17 protein-coding genes and 1 tRNA gene are annotated in these 17,588 nt (G+C 66.2%); 13 read left to right on the forward strand and 5 right to left on the reverse strand.

Annotated features, from left to right (window positions below; all coding sequences use genetic code 11):
- Positions 1–76 precede the first annotated feature (76 nt).
- Positions 77–664: a DUF7090 family protein gene (locus E2484_RS17335; protein WP_137286447.1), complete on the forward strand. Its 588-nt coding sequence runs from the start codon at positions 77–79 to the stop codon at positions 662–664.
- An 81-nt stretch (positions 665–745) separates the two neighbouring features.
- On the opposite strand, the gene E2484_RS26180 is transcribed toward E2484_RS17335, so the two are convergent.
- Positions 746–1,195 carry a group I intron-associated PD-(D/E)XK endonuclease gene (locus tag E2484_RS26180; RefSeq protein WP_137286697.1) on the reverse strand — a complete coding sequence of 150 codons (450 nt, stop codon included), beginning with the start codon at positions 1,193–1,195 and terminating at the stop codon, positions 746–748.
- A gap of 115 nt (positions 1,196–1,310) precedes the next feature.
- Positions 1,311–1,422 (reverse strand) — tRNA-Lys (locus E2484_RS17345).
- Between the two features lie 83 nt (positions 1,423–1,505).
- Here E2484_RS17345 and E2484_RS17350 point away from each other — a divergent pair.
- Positions 1,506–2,786 carry a M20/M25/M40 family metallo-hydrolase gene (locus tag E2484_RS17350; protein ID WP_137286448.1) on the forward strand — a complete coding sequence of 427 codons (1,281 nt, stop codon included), beginning with the start codon at positions 1,506–1,508 and terminating at the stop codon, positions 2,784–2,786.
- 14 nt (positions 2,787–2,800) lie between these two features.
- Here E2484_RS17350 and E2484_RS17355 read toward each other — a convergent pair whose 3' ends face one another.
- On the reverse strand, positions 2,801–3,469 hold the full coding sequence (locus tag E2484_RS17355; protein WP_137286449.1) for a DUF7119 family protein: 669 nt from the start codon (positions 3,467–3,469) through the stop codon (positions 2,801–2,803).
- A gap of 137 nt (positions 3,470–3,606) precedes the next feature.
- Here E2484_RS17355 and E2484_RS25140 point away from each other — a divergent pair, with 137 nt between their 5' ends.
- From E2484_RS25140 to E2484_RS17375, 5 genes are all read left to right on the forward strand, one after another.
- On the forward strand, positions 3,607–3,753 hold the full coding sequence (locus E2484_RS25140) for a hypothetical protein (RefSeq protein WP_170977401.1): 147 nt from the start codon (positions 3,607–3,609) through the stop codon (positions 3,751–3,753).
- Positions 3,754–3,803: 50 nt separating this feature from the next.
- Positions 3,804–4,781, forward strand: a complete 978-nt coding sequence (locus E2484_RS17360) for an oxidoreductase (protein ID WP_137286450.1) — start codon at positions 3,804–3,806, stop codon at positions 4,779–4,781.
- 499 nt (positions 4,782–5,280) lie between these two features.
- A complete protein-coding gene (locus tag E2484_RS17365; protein ID WP_137286451.1) occupies positions 5,281–6,087 on the forward strand; it encodes a hypothetical protein in 807 nt (268 codons plus the stop codon).
- Positions 6,088–6,414: 327 nt separating this feature from the next.
- Positions 6,415–7,716 (forward strand): 5'-deoxyadenosine deaminase, encoded by a 1,302-nt coding sequence (locus tag E2484_RS17370; protein WP_137286452.1) that lies wholly within the window; start codon positions 6,415–6,417, stop codon positions 7,714–7,716.
- Between the two features lie 169 nt (positions 7,717–7,885).
- Positions 7,886–9,112 carry an MFS transporter gene (locus E2484_RS17375; protein WP_137286453.1) on the forward strand — a complete coding sequence of 409 codons (1,227 nt, stop codon included), beginning with the start codon at positions 7,886–7,888 and terminating at the stop codon, positions 9,110–9,112.
- A gap of 1 nt (position 9,113) precedes the next feature.
- On the opposite strand, the gene E2484_RS17380 is transcribed toward E2484_RS17375, so the two are convergent.
- Positions 9,114–9,800 carry a helix-turn-helix domain-containing protein gene (locus tag E2484_RS17380; protein WP_137286454.1) on the reverse strand — a complete coding sequence of 229 codons (687 nt, stop codon included), beginning with the start codon at positions 9,798–9,800 and terminating at the stop codon, positions 9,114–9,116.
- 140 nt (positions 9,801–9,940) lie between these two features.
- Here E2484_RS17380 and E2484_RS17385 point away from each other — a divergent pair, with 140 nt between their 5' ends.
- The 6 genes from E2484_RS17385 (at position 9,941) to E2484_RS17410 (ending at position 16,892) form a co-directional block, all read left to right on the forward strand.
- Positions 9,941–11,641, forward strand: a complete 1,701-nt coding sequence (locus E2484_RS17385) for an ABC transporter substrate-binding protein (protein ID WP_137286455.1) — start codon at positions 9,941–9,943, stop codon at positions 11,639–11,641.
- A gap of 3 nt (positions 11,642–11,644) precedes the next feature.
- Positions 11,645–12,601, forward strand: coding sequence for an ABC transporter permease (locus tag E2484_RS17390; RefSeq protein WP_137286456.1), 957 nt, complete (start codon positions 11,645–11,647; stop codon positions 12,599–12,601).
- Positions 12,598–13,596, forward strand: coding sequence for an ABC transporter permease (locus E2484_RS17395; RefSeq protein ID WP_137286457.1), 999 nt, complete (start codon positions 12,598–12,600; stop codon positions 13,594–13,596). The genes E2484_RS17390 and E2484_RS17395 overlap by 4 nt, the downstream gene beginning before the upstream one ends.
- Complete coding sequence (locus E2484_RS17400) at positions 13,593–14,630, forward strand: ABC transporter ATP-binding protein (RefSeq protein ID WP_137286458.1); 1,038 nt, start codon at positions 13,593–13,595, stop codon at positions 14,628–14,630. Before E2484_RS17395 ends, E2484_RS17400 begins: the two co-directional genes overlap by 4 nt.
- Positions 14,627–15,976 (forward strand): ABC transporter ATP-binding protein, encoded by a 1,350-nt coding sequence (locus tag E2484_RS17405; protein ID WP_137286459.1) that lies wholly within the window; start codon positions 14,627–14,629, stop codon positions 15,974–15,976. The genes E2484_RS17400 and E2484_RS17405 overlap by 4 nt, the downstream gene beginning before the upstream one ends.
- A 166-nt stretch (positions 15,977–16,142) precedes the next feature.
- Entirely contained in the window at positions 16,143–16,892 is a 750-nt protein-coding gene (locus E2484_RS17410; RefSeq protein ID WP_137286460.1) for a creatininase family protein, read from the forward strand.
- Between the two features lie 7 nt (positions 16,893–16,899).
- On the opposite strand, the gene E2484_RS17415 is transcribed toward E2484_RS17410, so the two are convergent.
- Positions 16,900–17,550, reverse strand: coding sequence for a DUF1028 domain-containing protein (locus E2484_RS17415; protein WP_137286461.1), 651 nt, complete (start codon positions 17,548–17,550; stop codon positions 16,900–16,902).
- Positions 17,551–17,588: the final 38 nt, after the last annotated feature.

The raw sequence follows: 17,588 nt of genomic DNA on the forward strand, positions 1-17,588 counted from the left end.
GGGCCCCGGACCGCTCGTGTTTCTCGCACGCGTTTGACCCGCATTCTTAAGTCGTCGCCACGTATTACCAGTGGATATGGATTATCGACTCGCCATCGAAAACACGCCCGAAACCGTACCCGGTGGCACTGGCATTCTCCTCCTGCATCCGAGTACCGGCGAGACCGACCGCATCGACACCGACTTCCTGAAGACCGACACCGACCACTTCCTCGTCATCTCGACCCGAACGACGGCGCGCGAGGTCAAGCAGAAACTCAGCCACTACGACGTGGACGAGAGCAAAGCCGAGATTCTGGACACTCTGAGCATCGAGCGAGGCTACTCGCGCCGAAGCACCGACAACGTCCACTACGTCTCCTCGCCCGACGACCTGGAGGGCGTCCTCGAAGTCACGCGCGAGTTCCTCGAAAACACCGAGGGCAAGCGCCGCATCAGCCTCGACTCCATCACCGAGATGGCGTACTACGCCGACGAGTCCCGCGTTCGGGACGTGGTTCGCCAGATTCTGGGCCTCCTGCGCGAACACGATTCGGTCGGCCTGTTCCACCTCTCGAAGGGCGTCCACGACGAGGAACACGTCGAGAAGTTCATGGGCCTGTTCGACGCCATCATCGACCTCGACCGCGACGGCGAGGTGAACAGCGACTTCGAGAAAATCTGAAATTCAGTACCTTATCCGTTATTAGACGCGGTGTTTAGTCCAGTAGGGTAGACCAGCAATTCCGCTTTTCTGCGAGAGGTACTAGGTTTCTTTCCGAATAGACTCCACCCATTTTTCGAGAGTGTAGTCCTCTGCCCAGTTGATATTTGGCGATGACTTATCGGACTCTTCTACACGGATACCCATCGTCGTTTTCGGTGCTTCTGCTATAGGTACAACGAACGTCCGTTCGATTTCTGGCGAGTAAGCTGCGAATACTTCTATTTCTCCTTCGTGTCCCTCTTTTTGGACTTTCCGTGTCAACGTGCCTGAACTCCGAACTCCGAACTGGACACGTCCGTTTTCTAACCGGCCAGTTTTAATCTGTACTCGGTAGAATTTCCCTGTTTCTTCGACTACGACATCATATCTCTCGTTATCCCCAAATGGTTCTAGAACAGTCAAACCCTGACGGACAAGTTCAAAGATAACTGCTGCTTCGCTTTGCTGGCCCGTTCTTTCGGATGAACTCTCTCGCTCGTACCCGATTATAGTCTCTTTCGACTAAAATATGACGCCATCCGTCGTTACGGTTTCCGGGCCTGCGACTCGTCTACTTCAAATCCTTCGTAGCCGCTTCGCTCCTCACCTTGGTTCGTCGCAGAAACGGGCTGGAAGGGATTTGAACCCCTGGCCGTCTGGTGTCTTCCACGACCATCCGGAACCCCGGGTGTATCGTGCTAAAAGCCAGACGCTCTGCCTAACTGAGCTACCAGCCCTCAGTTCATCGATTGTACCGGGCGTAGTTAAACGTTTACTATTTCCCGGAAGCTTTACCCTCGCGTCGTCAGTCGAATCGGGCATGAACGACTTCGCCCGCGAACGCGACGCCGACCTCCGGGAGTTCACCAAGGAACTCCTCCGGTTCGACACCACCGAAGGCGAGGAAGCGCCCGCACAGGAGTTCGTCCGAAAGCGACTCGACGAACTCGGCTTCGAGACCTACGAGTGGACCGCCGACGCCGAGGCACTGGCCGACCATCCCTCGTTTCCCGACGACCCTGACGAGATTCAGGTCGAACGACGGCCGAGCGTCGGTGGCGTCCTCGAATTCGGCGACCCCGACGCCGGGCCGACGCTCGTCCTGAACGGTCACGTCGACGTGGTGCCGGTGGCCCGCGAGTCGTGGTCGAGCGACCCCTTCGAACCGACGTGGAGCGAGGAAGACGGCCGCCGAGAGCTGACCGCCCGCGGTGCGGCCGACATGAAGTCCGGTCTCGCGGCCTGCGTCTTCGCCGCGAAGCACCTCCACGAAGCCGAAACCGGCGACTCGACACCGGACCTCGACGGGCGCGTCGTGGTCGAGAGCGTCGTCGGCGAGGAGGCGGGCGGCATCGGCGCGGCCGCTGCGGCCCTGTCGAACCCTTATCCCTTCGAGCGCGACGCCGCCGTCATCGCCGAACCGACCGATCTCCGGCCCGTCACGGCCTCCGAGGGGAGCCTGATGAAGCGCCTCCGTCTCGCCGGTCGGTCGGCCCACGCCGCGACTCGGTGGCGCGGGGTGGACGTCCTCCCCTACTTCGAGGAGATTCGGCGGGCCTTCCGTGACCTCGAAGCCGAGCGCGGCGAGACCGTCACCCACCCGCTCTACGAGCGTTTCCCGGTGCCGTGGCCGGTGGTCGTCGGTCGGGTCGAGGCGGGCGACTGGGCTTCGTCGGTCCCGGCCGAGTCGACGGTCGAGCTTCGAATCGGCGTCGCGCCGGGCGAAACCGTAGCTGAGGTCGAGGACGTGTTCGACCAGCGCCTCGCCGAACTCGTCGCCGACGACGAGTGGCTCTCGGAGCATCCGCCGGAGTTCGAGCGATTCTCGGTCCAGTTCGAGCCCTCGGAGATCGACGCCGACGAACCCGTCGTCGCGGCGGTCCAGCGCGCGATGGAGGCCCACGGCCTGAGCGACACCGAACCCCGGGGAGCGACCTACGGCGCGGACGCTCGCCACTACATCGAGGCCGGAATCCCGACGGTCATGTTCGGACCGGGAAGCATCGAACAGGCCCACTTCCCGGACGAGACTATCGCCTGGTCGGAGGTACTGACCGCTGGCGGGGCGTTGGCCGACGCCGCGAAGGAGTTCTTGGAGTAGTTAAAAGGCCGCTTTCAGGAGAACCGCTCTTCTAACGCCTCAGAAACGACCTCGTCGGGCGATTTGCCCTCCATGGCCGCGGTCCGGCGGAGTTCCCGGTAGGTGTCGGTCGGAAGCGACAGTTCGAGTTCGCCCGGCGTCACGCCGTGGTCGGCGAGCGCCTCCTCGACCGGGGTGCCGCTGTTGACCGTGCTGGCGACCGACCGGACCTCCCTGACCGTCAGGTCGCCGTCGAGGACGGCCCACGCGAGTTGGAATCGCTCCTCGCCGTCGACCCGGGCGATGTGCTTGGCGGCGGTCGGTGCGACGTGCCCCATGGCGACGTACCGCCGGATGGACTGGGGCAGGTCGTGAACCCGTGCCCACTTCCGGATGAACGCGACCGTCACGTCTCCACCCGCGCGCTCGGCCGCGGCCTTGTACGAGCCTTCGCCGCGCACGAGCGCCGCGCACGCTGCCGCACCGCGTAGCATGAACACGTTGTCCTCGCCGCCAGCGGTGTTGTCGGCGAAGCGGGCGACGGTCTCGGCGGCCTCTGCGATGCTCTCGGGGTCGTTCGGGTCGAACGCCTTGGCCTGCTCGGCGCTCTGGCCGGTGACTGTCGCGTCGCCGCGGACGACCGGTTGCCCGACCGGCGACTCGCGGTCGGTCGGCGGTACCTCGTCCCCTCGCTCTTCGCTCATCGGTCGAACGGTGGGTCCGAGTAGGCAAAAAGCCGCGGGTCGGAACAATGGTCGCCGATGGCGCCAGAACCGCGAGCGGGCGAACAGGTCAACGGCAGTCAGTAATCACTTTCCCCGTCGGTCGCGTCGTCACTGTCGTGGGAATTTTCGACCGATTCATCGAGAGACGCGGAAAGAGCGACGGCGGAAACTACGTCTGCACGCTCTGCGGTGCGACCTTCGAAGAGCGTACAGTGGTCGTGTGTCCGAAGTGCCGGGGGTTCGTGGTCAAGCGCGGTCAGTAGGAGTCTCGCCGAGCGATGGTTTTCAGTGACTCGCGCGCTAGTTCGGAGTCATGGCTCGAACCCGGACCGGCGAGTGGACGACGGCCCAGATGCCCGCGATGGACGACTGGACCGTCGTCGTCACGGGCGCGAACAGCGGTCTCGGCTACGAGGCGACCCGGGCGTTCGCTCGGAAGGGCGCGCACGTCGTGATGGCCTGCCGAAACGAGGAGCGCGGCGAGGACGCCAAGCGCCGCATCCGGACCGGGGAGGCCGGGGGAAGCCACCGCGGGTCGCTCGAAGTGGCCGAACTCGACCTCGCAGACCTCGCGTCGGTCCGGTCGTTCGCCGACGAGTTCCGGGACGCTCACGACGAGTTGCACGTCCTCTGCAACAACGCGGGCGTGATGGCGATTCCCCGGCGCGAGACCGCGGACGGCTTCGAGATGCAGTTCGGCGTCAACCACCTCGGTCACTTCGCGCTGACGGGTCTGCTCCTCGACCGCCTGCGCGAGACGCCCGGCGAGTCGCGGGTCGTGACCCAGAGCAGTGGCGCCCACGAACGCGGCGACATCGACTTCGAGGACCTCCACCACGAGCAGTCCTACGACGAGTGGGAGGCTTACGCCCAGAGCAAACTGGCGAACGTCCTCTTCGCCTACGAACTCCAGCGCCGACTCGACGACGCCGAACTGGACGTGACCAGCGTGGCGTGCCATCCGGGCTACGCCGCCACGAATCTCCAGCGCAGAGGCCCCGAGATGACCGGTTCGACCGTCCGGCTCTGGGCGATGAAAGCCGCGAACGCGCTCCTCGCCCAGTCCGCCGAAGACGGCGCGCTCCCGCTGCTCTACGCCGCCAGTGCGCCGGAAATCGAGGGCGGCGAGTACGTCGGTCCCGGCGGCCTGATGAACATGCGCGGCCCGCCGGCGGTCCAGCAGTCGAGCGACGTCTCCTACGACCGCGAGCGCGCCGAGCGACTCTGGGCGGTCTCGGAGGACCTGACCGGCGTGACCTACGACCTCGAACGGTCGATGACGGCGGAGTGAGGCGACGATTCTTCGACCTCCGCGTGCGCTGGCGTGACTTTGCGCCCGGCGCGTGCTGGTGTCGTCGCGCCGTCGGCGCGATTGCTCGGCGGACGCGGGTCGTCCGCCGGTGCCCGCGGTTTGGGTCGCGCCAACCGCGCGAGGGGCGAGTGAACGACCGGAGGGACTGGACGAGGAGGATGGGGGCGTGAGGCCGTCGCGCTCGGCGACGCAGACCACCGGGATGCACTCGGTGCCACCGACCCAGTATGGGTGGACTGAAAGGGGCCGCCCGGTCGCGCCCGAAGGGCGTGGTCGTCTCTGCGGGCCACTATTTCCGCGCGGGCGGTGCTGAGAGCGCGGAAATATCCCGCAGAGCGACCGCGACCGGGCGGGGGCGTTCTACCGCGTCTTCGTCGTGGTCACGGGAGTCGTTCGCGTCGGCAGTGTAGTTCGGCGTGCGGTTATCGCTCCCTCGCCGACGAAGGTTTATCCCGTATCACGCACCAACCTCTGATAGATGACCGACGCGACCGACTACGACCCGGTCGAATGCCCCGTGAGCGACTGCACCTACCGCGACGCGATTCGCCCGGTCGCCGCCCACGTCGGCAGGTCGGACGACGAGGGCCACGAGTGGGACCGACTCGGCTACGGCGGGGCGCGCGACTTCGTGGAGACCGAGAAGCGCCGCCAGCGCCAGGCCGGCGGCCAGGCCAGCGCCGCGACCACGACCGACAGCAGTTCGACCAACGCCGCGAGTACCACCAGTACCGCGACTACGAGCGAGACGGCCGACGAGTCGGAGGCGACCGACGAACCCGAACCTCCCTTCGAGTTGGGCTTCGAGCGCGAGGCGCTGGTCCTGCTGAAACTCGTCAGCGAGTACGACCTCTCGTCGCTGGACGCTCTCGGAACCGGCCAGTTGGCCGACCTCTACTCGCTGCTGGCCGACCTCAAGAACTCGGCCGAGGACGCCCGCAAGGAGGTACGCGATGCGCTGCTGGACGAACTCCACGAGGACGGCACCCTCTCGGCCGACCTGGGGAGCGTCGAACGCCGGACCTACGAGTACCGACGGACCCGGGACGAGAGCGACGTCCGGCGCGCGCTCGTAGACGCCGGGGTGAACCCCGAGTCGGTCCGAAGCTTCGACGAGGGGAAACTCAGGGACGCCATCGAGGAGACCGACCTCGACGAAGACGCGGTGTTCGACGTCGACGAGCGCGCTCAGATTCGAATTTCCGACTCGAACGATGACCGCCGCCGCGAGCAGTTCGAGCGTCTGGACGCCGAGATTCGTTCGCTGGTCGAAGACGACGGGTGAACTTCCGAGCGGGACGAACTGCGCGGCGGGACGGCGTTCGATACTCTCGAAGGAATCTTTTTCACTGCTTTCAGAAATAAATTTGTTTGCTTTAGAAATTCGTAGTCACGTTTCGCGGCGACAGCGCAGCTCGTGGCCCGCCCGCTCGCGGTCGCTTTCGTCCCCCGGCAGTGGGTGGTTGGGTGGGTTGGTCTACTATCGCGTCGCCGAACGTCACCGTCAGCGAGTTCACCCCCGTCTCAGTGTCCGCCACGGCGACACGCGCAACCGGAGGTCCGTTCCCAAATCAATAGTTATTTCCGGAGCTCGGCCCCTACTGGTTTCGGGATGCTACTACAGGGAACGGTCGTCGCCGACGCCGAGACGGTGGTCGAAGACGGCGCAGTGGTCGTGGAGGGCGACGAGATAGTCGCCGTCGGCGACCGCGCCGAGTTGGTCGAATCCTACCCCGACCACGAGCGCAGGGAGTACGACCTGCTCGCGCCGGGCGTGGTCGGCGGTCACGTCCACTCCGTCCAGTCGCTCGGTCGGGGTATCGCCGACGACACGGCCCTGCTGGACTGGCTGTTCGACTACGTCCTGCCGATGGAGTCGTCGCTCGACGCCGAGGGGATGCGGATAGCGGCGGAGTTAGGGTACCTCGAACTGCTCGAATCCGGCGTCACGACCGCCATCGACCACCTGTCGGTCCGCCATGCCGACGAGGCGTTCGAGGCCGCGGGCGAGTTGGGCATCCGCGCTCGGATGGGCAAGGTCCTGATGGACACCGAATCGCCCGACGGTCTGCTGGAGGAGACCCAGGCGGGCCTGGACGAGACCGAGCGCCTGATCGAAGAGTACCACGACACCCACGGCGGCCGCATCCAGTACGCCGTGACGCCGCGCTTCGCGGTAAGTTGCACCGAGGAGTGTCTCCGCGGCGTGCGCGAACTCGCCGACGCCTACGACGGCGTGCGCATCCACACCCACGCTAGCGAGAACCGCGACGAGGTCCAGACCGTCGAGGACCGGACGGGCCGCCGGAACATCCACTGGCTGGACGAGGTCGGTCTGACCGGCGAGGACGTGGTGCTGGCCCACTGCATCTGGACCGACGAGTCCGAGCGCGAGGTCCTCGAAGAGACCGGCACCCACGTCACCTACTGCCCCTCGTCGAACATGAAACTCGCCTCCGGCATCGCGCCGATCGTGGACTACGTGGACCGGGGCATCAACGTCGCGCTGGGCAACGACGGCCCGCCCTGCAACAACACGCTGGACCCCTTCACCGAGATGCGCCAAGCGAGTCTCCTCCAGAAGGTCGAACACCTCGACCCGACGACGACCCCCGCGCGACTCGCCTTCGAGATGGCGACCGAGAACGGCGCGAAAGCGGCGGGCTTCGAAAACGTCGGGCGCTTGCGACCGGGGTGGAAGGCCGACATCGTGGGACTGACGACCGACGTCACTCGCGCCACGCCGCTCCACGACGCGTTCTCGCACCTCGTCTTCTCCGCGCACGGCGACGACGTGGAGTTCACGATGGTCGACGGCGACGTAGTGTACGAAGACGGCGAACTGCTGACCGGTGACGCCGACGAGATTCGGCGGCGAGCGAGCGAGTACGAACTCCCGTTCGACGTGGAGTGAGCACAGTCCGACGACGGCCCCAGCTATTTTGGCGACGACCGACGCAGAGCGACGGTAACGACCCGCGCGGAACGATGGCAACGTGGCGCGACTCGGCAGTACCGATTACATCCGGGGTACGGTTTATAAACCCGCCCCGACGTGATACGGGTATCGACACCGTCTGAGTATGAACGAAAACGACCGCTCCATCGTCGGCGTTGCGATGCTGGCCCACGCGATGGTTCACACCTACGAACTCTCGATTCCGATTCTCGTGACCGTCTGGCTCGACGCGTTCTCGGTGACGCCCGCAACCATCGGACTCGTCGTCTCGATGGGCTACGCGCTGTTCGGTCTCGGTGCACTCCCCGGCGGAATCCTGGCCGACACCTACGGGTCGCGGCCCCTGATAATCGCCTGTCTCGTCGGGATGGGGGCGTCGTTCCTGCTCCTGAGCGTGGCTCCGAGCGTCGGGTTCGTCGCGGTCGCGCTCCTCGTCTGGGGGGCCGCCGCGAGCGTCTACCACCCGTCGGGGCTGTCGCTCATCAGCAAGGGCGTCTCCCAGCGCGGCACCGCGTTCGCCTATCACGGGATGGCGGGGAACCTCGGCATCGCCCTCGGACCGCTCGCGACCGCACTCCTCTTGCTGGCGTTCGACTGGCGACAGGTCACGGCTCTGCTCGCGGTCCCCGCGGGCATCGCGGTCCTGCTGTCGCTGACCGTCGAGTTCGACGAAACGGCCTCGGTCGAAGCGACCGACGGGGGCACGACCGACTCCAAGGCCGACACCGTCTCGTCGCTGTCGGAACTGGTCTCGGAGTCGAAGCGACTGTTCACCGCCGGGTTCGCCGCGGTGTTCGCGATCGTGATGCTCTCGGGGCTGTACTACCGGGGAACGCTCACCTTCCTGCCGGACCTGCTCGCCGAACTGCCGATGTTCGACCCGGTCGCGCTCGGCGGCCGAACCCTCGAACCCTCGCGGTACCTCTACGCCGGTCTGCTCGTGGTCGGCATCGCCGGGCAGTACGTGGGCGGAAAGCTCACCGACAGGATGGAGACCGAGCGCGGCATCGCCCTCGGATTCGCCGGACTCGCGGTCGTCGCGGTGCTGTTCGTTCCGGCCTCGAACGCGGGGCTGGTGGCCCTGTTGAGCATCAGCGCAGTCCTCGGATTCCTGCTGTTCCTCGTCCAACCGTTCTACCAGGCGACGGTGGCCGAGTACACCCCCGCGGGACTCCGGGGCCTCTCGTACGGCTACACCTACCTCGGCGTGTTCGGCGTCGGCGCGCTCGGCGCGGCGATGGCCGGGGTCATCCTGACCTACGCGTCGTCGGGCGGCCTGTTCCTCGTCCTCGCGGCCATCGCGGCGACGGCCGCGCTCCTCGCCGGGAACCTGGTCCGGACGCGGGCGTGACCTACAGGAGGTACTCGCCGACCTCGTCCATCACTTTGTGTTCGGCGCGGGCGAGGTGTTCCCACGTCGTCGTCGGCGCGATGCCGACCTGGTCGCTGATGTCCTCGATTGTCACGTCGGTCTTGGGCCTGTAGTATCCGAGGTCGATGGCGGTCTTCAGCACCTCCAACTGGCGGGACGTGAGTTCGTCCTCCAGCACCTCGAACAGTTCGAGGTGGCTCTGGCCGTCGAGTTCGCTGAGCGCGACGTTGCGCACCAGTTCCGTGTCGTTGCCCGCACGTTCGAGCGACTCGATTATCTCGCCCACGTCGTCGCCGTCGTCGACGTACAGCGTCCACCGCTCCCACCCCGCGGTGATGGTCGCTCCGGTCCGGTGGTGGATGCCCATGTCCGAGAGTCGCTGAGAGATACTGTCCCACTGATAGCTGTCGTAGGTGATGGCGACGGCGACCCGCGCGGCGTCGAACGGCGTGAGCGGCGTCACGTCGAGTACCGGGTCGGCGTCCTCGAAGTCGTCCAGAAACCCCTCTATCGAGTCGGCCGGGCCCGTAATCTCGATGATGCGTTTGCGCTCGGCCGCGCTCCCGGTCATCGAAGAGGCGGACTCGAGGGTGATGTCCGGGTACTTTTTGCTGATGTCGCTTTCGGGTTCGCCGTGGTGACGCACCCGAAGCGTCACTTCGCGCATGAGGTACGTGAAGCGGTCCGAGCAGATTAACCCCTTCGAACACGGAACGAATTGCCCGCAGTAGTCTGGTTTTCCCGTCGGCCCGGATATAGACGGTTGCAATACCAAGGGGCTGACCCCGACTGGTATTGAGTACGAGTATGAGAGACGGTAACAGTGATAGCGGCGACGCGAACGCGGTGTCCGACGAAGAGCTGAGCGGTCCGGTCGTGGACCGCAGAACGACGACGAAGCTACTGGGCGCGGCAGGACTCGCCGGCCTGGCCGGTTGTCTGGGCAGCGGAGGAGACTCCGAGACGACCACGTCCGACGACGGGTCCGGCGGCGACGAAACCGAGACGCAGGCCGACGCGAACCAGAAGCAGGGCGGTCGCCTGCAGGCGGCGTGGTTCACCGGGAGCATCGACGTGCTCGACCCGCCGTACATCAGCGTGGGTCAGTACTTCCAGGTCGCGGGCAACGTCTTCAACGGCCTCGTGACCCTGAAGGAGGACCTGACAGTGCGCGGCGACTTGGCGAAGGACTGGACGGTCGAGAACGACGGCAAGAAGTTCACCTTCCAGCTTCGAGAGGGCGTGAAGTTCCACAACGGCGACGAGTTCACCGCCGACGACGTGAAGTACACCATCGACCGGACCATCTCCAACGAGGCTCCGGCGGCCGGAAAGCTCTCGTCGCTCAAGTCGGTCGACGACGGCGGAGTCAACGTCAAAGGCGACTACGAGGTCGAACTCAACTTCGAGGAGGCGATGGCCCCCGCACTCATCTACCTCACTCGCGGGCCGGGTCGGGCCGCGACCATCGTCAATAAGAACGCCATCGAGGAGATGAGCGAGGAGCAGTACAAGGTCACGCCGGTCGGCACGGGACCGTTCGAGGTCACCGAACACGAGGTCGGGTCGGGCGTCACGCTCGACGCGTTCGACGACTACTTCGAGACCGACGAGGACGGCAACTCGCTCCCGTACCTCGACGGCATCGACGTCAAGCCCATCTCGGAGCCGGCCACGCTGGTCAACGCGCTCCGGGGCGGCGACGTCGACTTCGCCAACCTCGTTCCGCTCCAGAACATCGACAAGGTCGAGCAGGCCGGCGAGGTCGAGAAACTCGCCGCGCCGGGCGTCAACTGGTACGGTCTCGCCATGAACCAGGACCGCGAGCCGTTCGGTTCCAAGAAGGCCCGGAAGGGCATCGCCAAGTCCATCGACAACGAGCAGTTCATCCAGACCGCCTACTTCGGCAACGCCATCCCCGCCAAGGGCCCAATCAACAAGGCGACCGAGTGGGTGTGGCGCGAGGACAAACCCGACGACCAGAGCTACAACTCCGAGAAGGGGAGTCAACTCATCGAGGAGGCGGGCGCGTCGGGCGCGAGTTTCAGCATCCTCACCACGCAGGACAGCCTGCGTGCCGCCAAGGCGATGCGTCAGCAACTCAACAGCGCCGGGTTCGACGTGAGCGTCGAGCAGGTCACCTCCTCGACCTACTGGGAGCGCTACGAGAAGGGGAACTACGACACGACCATCAGCGGGAGCGTCGGCGACCCCGACCCGGACCAGTCGCTGTACAACTTCTACCGGAAGCCGAGTGCGGACGGCGTCTGGAACTGGGTCAACTACGAGAGCGACGAGGTGCACGAACTGCTCGCCGAGCAACGTCAGGCCCTCGACCGGGAAGAACGCAAGCAGCTCCTTCAGCAGTTGGAGGACAAGCTCATCGCGGACGTGCCCCACGCCTACCTGATTCACCAGGACGACGTGGCGGCCCGCCGGTCGAGCGTGAAGGGGTTCACCCACATCCCCTTCCTGCGGAACTTCCACACGACGTGGCTCGACGAGTGACAAATGCGCAAGTACATCGTCAAACGAGTACTGCACGCGGCGTTCATCATGTGGTTAGTGGCGACGACCGTGTTCGTCGGTCTCCGGCTCATCCCCGGCGGCCCCGTAGCGGCGATGCTCGGACAGGAGGCCACGCCGCAGGCGGTGGAGTCGCTCCGCCAACAACTCGGGCTGAATCGGCCGATGTACGTCCAGTACGTCGACTGGATGACCGACATGCTCGTGCTCGACTTCGGCCAGTCCATCACGTCGAGCCAGGAGGTCACGACGCTCATCGCGCAGGCCGCCCCGAAGACGCTGTCCATCGGAGCGTTCGCGGTGGTCATCGGCCTCGGCGTCGCGATACCGACCGGCATCGTCAGCGCCGTGCGCAAGAACGAACCGCTCGACTACGTGGCGACTGTGACCGCGTTCATGGGCGTCTCGATGCCCGCGTTCTTCGTTGGCATCCTGCTCGCGCTCGTGTTCGGGGTCTGGTTCGACCTGCTCCCGGTGTTCGGCTACACGCCGCTCGGCGAGGGCGTCGTACCGTGGTTCGAGAGCATTATCCTGCCCGCGATAGCGGTCGGCCTGCCGTACTCGGCCATCGTGATGCGGATGATGCGGTCGTCACTGCTCGAAGTGCAGAACGAACCGTACATGCGGACCGCCCTCGCCAAGGGCGTGGACGGCCGGGTTCGGCTGTTCAAACACGCCCTGCAGAACGCCCTGATACCGGTCGTCACGGTCGCGGGCATCCAGCTCGCGCTCGTGCTCGTCGGGAGCGTGACGGTCGAACTGGTGTTCGGCATCAAGGGACTGGGCCGCTTGCTCGTGGACTCGATGCTCGACCGCGACTACCCGGTGACCCAGGCGGTCATCCTGCTGGTCGCCGGAGTGATGGTGTTCACCAATCTGCTGGTCGACGTCGCGTACACGTTCATCGACCCGCGGATTCGCTACGGAGGTGACGACGCGTGACCGACAACGAATCGCCCGGGGTGGGACCGAACTCGCCCGCCGAACCGGGACCGACCGACGTGCCGCCCGAGTACCGGCAGGACGAACAGATAGAAGAACACAAGACGCTCGGCCAGCGCCTCGTGGACGGGCTACTGGCAGACAAGATGGCGCTGTTCGGCGCGGTGGTCGTCGTCGCCTTCGTGGTGACCGCGGTGTTCGCGCCGTTCGTCGCGCCTCACGACCCGGAGGCGACCTACGGCTTCATGAAGTCGCCCGGCGGGGAGAGCGTCGGCGACTTCGACGGCGACGGCCAGACCGAAGAGGTGCTCCACGTCCTCGGAACCGACTCGTTCGGCCACGACATCCTCTCGCGCATCATCTTCGGCGCGCGGGTGTCGCTGCTGGTCGCGCTGGCGACGGTCGCCGTGGCGTTCACGATAGGGACGACCATCGGCGTCCTCGCCGGGTTCTACGGCGGGTGGATAGACAGCGTGCTGATGCGGTACGTCGACTTCCAGTGGGCGTTCCCCGAACTCATCCTCGGTGTGGGCATCATCGCCATCTCGGGCGGACTCGGGGTGGTGAACGTCGTCATCGCCATCGGCATCGCGTACATCGACGACTTCGCACGACTGGTCCGGGGCGAAGTGCTGTCGCTCCGCGAGGAGGAGTACGTCACGGCCGCCCGCGCCATCGGAATGACCGACCGGCGCATCATGTTCAGAGAGATACTGCCGAACGCGGTCGCGCCGCTCATCGTGCAGGGGACGCTGATGATTCCGCTGGCGATTCTCGCGGAGGCCGGACTCTCGTTCCTCGGTCTCGGCGTCAAGCCCACGACGCCCACCTGGGGCCTCCTGCTGTCGGACGGCCGCCAGTTCATCGACCAGGCGTGGTGGATCAGCGTGATGCCCGGATTCGCCATCATGGTCACGGTGCTGGCGTTCAACATGCTCGGCGACGGCCTGCGGGACATCTTCGACGTGAGCGAAGGCGAGGTGGAAGAACGATGACGATACTCGAAGTCGAAAACCTACACACCGTATTCCCGACACCCCGCGGCGAGGTCGAGGCCGTCGACGGCGTCGACCTCACCATCGAGTCCGGCGAAATCGTCGGACTCGTCGGCGAGAGCGGGAGCGGCAAGAGCGTGCTGGCCGACAGCATCGTCGGCATCGTCGAGGAACCCGGTGAAGTGATGGAGGGCGACGTTCGGTTCCACGGCGAGTCGCTCCTGGAGAAGACCGACGCCGAGATGGCGGACATCCGGGGCGGGTCCATCTCGATGGTGTTCCAGGACCCGATGAACAGCCTCAACCCGACGCTGACCGTCGGCGAGCAGATCGCCGAGACGGTTCGACTCCATCAGGACGTGGGCGAGGGCGTCTCGCTCCCGGCCGAAGTCAAGCGCAAGATACTCGGGGCGTCGAAGAACAGCGAGGCGTGGCGCAAGGCCATCGAGATGCTCGAAGCGGTCGGCATCCCCGAACCCGACAGCAGGGCTAGCGACTACCCCCACGAGTTCTCGGGCGGGATGCGCCAGCGCGCCATGATTGCGATGGCGCTGTCGTGCGAACCCGACCTGCTGGTCGCCGACGAACCCACCACCGCGCTCGACGTGACGATTCAGGCCCAGATTCTCGACGAACTCCGGGCGCTCAAAGAGGAGTTCGACACGTCCATCCTGCTCATCACCCACGACCTCGCGGTCGTCGCCGAGACGTGCGACCGGGTGAACGTGATGTACGCGGGCAAAATCGTCGAGCGCGCGCCCGCCGACGAGTTGTTCTCGAACCCCCAGCACCCCTACACGCAGGGACTGCTGGCGAGCACGCCGCGCCTCGACGACCCCCGGGACGATCTCCAACCCATCGAAGGTAACGTCCCGGACCTCATCGACGTCCCGTACGCGTGCCACTTCGCGCCGCGGTGTCCCGAGGCCGAGCGCGAGTGCTACGAGCGACCGCCCGACTTCCGCGAAGTCGGCGAGGAGACCGAACACGTCGCGGCGTGTCTGCGCCGCGGCCCGCCGGAGGAGCAACTATGAGTTCCGAGCAGACGATACGGACCGAGACCGACGTAGCGACCGACGCCGAACCCCTGCTCCGCGTCGAGGGGTTGCAAAAGTACTTCGAGGAGGCCGACGGCTTCCTCGACAAACTCGTCGGCGACGCCGGAAAGGTCCAGGCCGTCGACGGCGTGGACCTGACGGTCCGGAGCGGCGAGACGCTCGCCGTCGTCGGCGAGTCGGGGTGTGGCAAGTCCACCCTCGGCCAGACCATCCTGAACCTCCACACGCCCACCGGGGGTTCGGTCGAGTACAAGGGCGAGGACCTCGCCGGACTGTCGGCCAAGGAGATGCGGCCCTACAGGCGGGACCTCCAGATGATATTCCAGGACCCGCTGGCGTCGCTGAACCCGCGCCAGACCGTCGGCAAAATCGTGAAAGCGCCGATGGAGGTCCACGGTATCGGCGACGACGACGAGGACCGAACCGAGCGCGCCAAGGAACTGCTCGACCGAGTCGGGCTGAAGCCCGGTCACGTCGACCGCTACCCCCACCAGTTCTCGGGCGGCCAGCAACAGCGCATCGGCATCGCCCGCGCGCTGGCGCTCGAACCCGAACTCGTCATCGCCGACGAACCGGTGTCGGCGCTCGACGTGTCGGTGCAGGCCCAGATTCTCAACCTGCTCGACGAACTGCAGGACGAGTTCGGCCTCTCGCTGGTGTTCATCGCGCACAACCTGAGCGTGGTGCGCCACATCGCCGACCGGGTGGCGGTGATGTACCTCGGCCGAATCGTCGAGACGGCCCCGGTCGAGGAGCTGTTCGAGAACCCACAGCACCCCTACACGAAGTCGCTGCTCTCGGCGGTGCCCCGAATCGACGCCGCCGACCGCACCGACCGCGTGATTCTGGAAGGGACGGTGCCGTCGCCGCTCGACCCGCCCTCGGGGTGTCGGTTCCACACGCGGTGTCCGGCGGTGATTCCGCCCGACGACTGGCCGGGGACCCAGCGCCAGTTCAAGGACGGGTTCACCTTCCGCAACCGGGTGCTGGCGGGCGAGATAGACGCCGACGCCGTCCGCGAACGGTTGCGTGCCGACGGCACGACCCCGGACGACGACGAGGTGGCGGCCCGAATCGTCGAGCAGTCGCTCCCCGGCGACCCGGCGGACCTCCCGCCGGAGGCGGCCGACGCGGTTCGAGAGGCCGCGGCCGCGCTCGCGGCGGGCGACGACGACCGGGCGTCCGACCGAATCGCCGACGAGTTCACGTCGCCGTGCGAGCGCGAGGACCCGCGGACCGTCTCGGCCGAGGGCGAGCGCGAACACACCGCGACGTGCCACCGCGTCGACCCGGACGTGCCGGGGCGACCCGACGTGTTCTGACCGGCGTCGCCTTCTGTCATCCACTTCCGTTCTGCCTGCCGACTTCCTTCGAGGTGCTTCGAGGCACGCCGCAGCGAGGCGGTTCTCGCCGTCGAACTGCCGCTCGCGTTTTCGTCCGGAATAGTTCGGGTCGGTAGTTACGGAGCGACTGACCGAACCGCTACGTATGGTATTCGAGCTAACGAAGATGACGTGGCAGGACGTGGAGGAGGGACTCGAGGAGTCGTCGCTGGTCGTCGTGCCGACGGCGAGCGTCGAGCAACACGGTCCCCACCTCCCGCTCTCGGTCGACGCGCTCCGCGCTCGGGAACTCGGCAGGCGAGTGGCGGCCGAACTCGACTGTTTCCTCGCGCCGGTCGTCCGACCGGGCATGTCCGACCACCACATGGGTTTCCCCGGGACGATATCGCTCTCCGAGGAGACGTTCAAGGCGGTGGTTCGGGACTACTGCGAGAGCCTCGCCGACCACGGGTTCACCGACGTCGCGCTGTTCACCAGTCACGGCGGTAACACCGACGCGCTAGTCGAAATTGCCGAACAGTTGGACGCCGACCTCGACAGTCGCGTCTTCGTGGCCGGCGACCGGGAGGGGATGATGGAGGCGCGGACGAGCGCGATGGCCGAGTTCGGCGTCACGCCCGAGCAAGCGGGCGCGCACGCTGGCGCGGCCGAGACGGCGTTCCTCTTGGAGACGAATCCGGAACTCGTGGAACCGACCGACGGCGCGACCGGGTACCTCGGCGACCTCTCCGAGGTGTCGCTCGACGACGGCATTCGGTCGGTGAGCGAGAACGGCGTCCTCGGCGACCCCGAGCGGGCCACCCTCGAACAGGGCGGACGGCTCGTCGAGTCGTGCGCGTCGTACTTCGCCGGAGAAATCGAGGCCGAGACCGCCGAGTTAGTCGAGAGTCGGTGACGGCCCGCTAATCGAAGATCCGCGACTTCGACTCCTCGCTGAAGCCCTCGCTGGCCTCCACGGCGGCCTCGTACACCCGGCGCAGTTCCTCGATTGGCGTCTCGTGGTGGTCCACGCGGAGGTCGTGGAACGCGGTCGTCCGGGGTGCTTTGACCGCGACCGCTGCCGAGGAGTGGCCGCGCTTGTCGCCGCCCGCGTCACGTCCCGCGGCGAGCGCGTGCAGGAGGCGGTCGACGAGGTCGTCGCCGTCCTCCGAGAGGGCCTCGACGGCCGACGAGAGGGTATCGCCGCCTTCGAGCATGTTCCCCGCCGCGGTGATGCCCTTCTCCTCGTGGACCTCGTGGCCGAACCACCCGTCGCAGTTCTCCCCGGAGAAGGCGTAGGCGTTACCCCGGGCGTCGACGCCGTGGACCTGCCGGAGGTCGCTGTGGTCGTCCTGCGCGAGCAGTCCCTCCAGCGCGTCGTCCACCGCGAGGTCGTCGAGCAAGTCGATGCCGCGGCGGCCGAGGCGGACGTTGACGAAGCTCTGCGTGCTGATAGCTCCCTCGTGGGAGACGCAGGGCGCGAGCGCGCCCACGGCGGGCGCGTCGGTGGCGACCCCGACGCCGAACTCGGTTCCGTCGTCGGTCTCGTTGCGAATGCAGACTGAGAACGTCACGTGGTGGCGTACCGAACTGTGGGGCATAAAGGTGGAAC

It is taken from the genome of Halorussus salinisoli (assembly GCA_005239435.1).
Classification (GTDB): domain Archaea; phylum Halobacteriota; class Halobacteria; order Halobacteriales; family Haladaptataceae; genus Halorussus; species Halorussus salinisoli.

Excerpts from the sequence above, each read along its gene's own strand:
- E2484_RS17335 (WP_137286447.1), top strand. The coding sequence starts at position 77 with ATGGATTATCGACTCGCCATCGAAAACACGCCCGAAACCGTACCCGGT.
- E2484_RS17350 (WP_137286448.1), top strand. The coding sequence starts at position 1,506 with ATGAACGACTTCGCCCGCGAACGCGACGCCGACCTCCGGGAGTTCACC.
- E2484_RS17355 (WP_137286449.1), bottom strand. The coding sequence starts at position 3,469 with ATGAGCGAAGAGCGAGGGGACGAGGTACCGCCGACCGACCGCGAGTCG.
- E2484_RS17360 (WP_137286450.1), top strand. The coding sequence starts at position 3,804 with ATGGCTCGAACCCGGACCGGCGAGTGGACGACGGCCCAGATGCCCGCG.
- E2484_RS17365 (WP_137286451.1), top strand. The coding sequence starts at position 5,281 with ATGACCGACGCGACCGACTACGACCCGGTCGAATGCCCCGTGAGCGAC.
- E2484_RS17370 (WP_137286452.1), top strand. The coding sequence starts at position 6,415 with ATGCTACTACAGGGAACGGTCGTCGCCGACGCCGAGACGGTGGTCGAA.
- E2484_RS17375 (WP_137286453.1), top strand. The coding sequence starts at position 7,886 with ATGAACGAAAACGACCGCTCCATCGTCGGCGTTGCGATGCTGGCCCAC.
- E2484_RS17380 (WP_137286454.1), bottom strand. The coding sequence starts at position 9,800 with ATGCGCGAAGTGACGCTTCGGGTGCGTCACCACGGCGAACCCGAAAGC.
- E2484_RS17385 (WP_137286455.1), top strand. The coding sequence starts at position 9,941 with ATGAGAGACGGTAACAGTGATAGCGGCGACGCGAACGCGGTGTCCGAC.
- E2484_RS17390 (WP_137286456.1), top strand. The coding sequence starts at position 11,645 with ATGCGCAAGTACATCGTCAAACGAGTACTGCACGCGGCGTTCATCATG.
- E2484_RS17400 (WP_137286458.1), top strand. The coding sequence starts at position 13,593 with ATGACGATACTCGAAGTCGAAAACCTACACACCGTATTCCCGACACCC.
- E2484_RS17405 (WP_137286459.1), top strand. The coding sequence starts at position 14,627 with ATGAGTTCCGAGCAGACGATACGGACCGAGACCGACGTAGCGACCGAC.
- E2484_RS17410 (WP_137286460.1), top strand. The coding sequence starts at position 16,143 with ATGGTATTCGAGCTAACGAAGATGACGTGGCAGGACGTGGAGGAGGGA.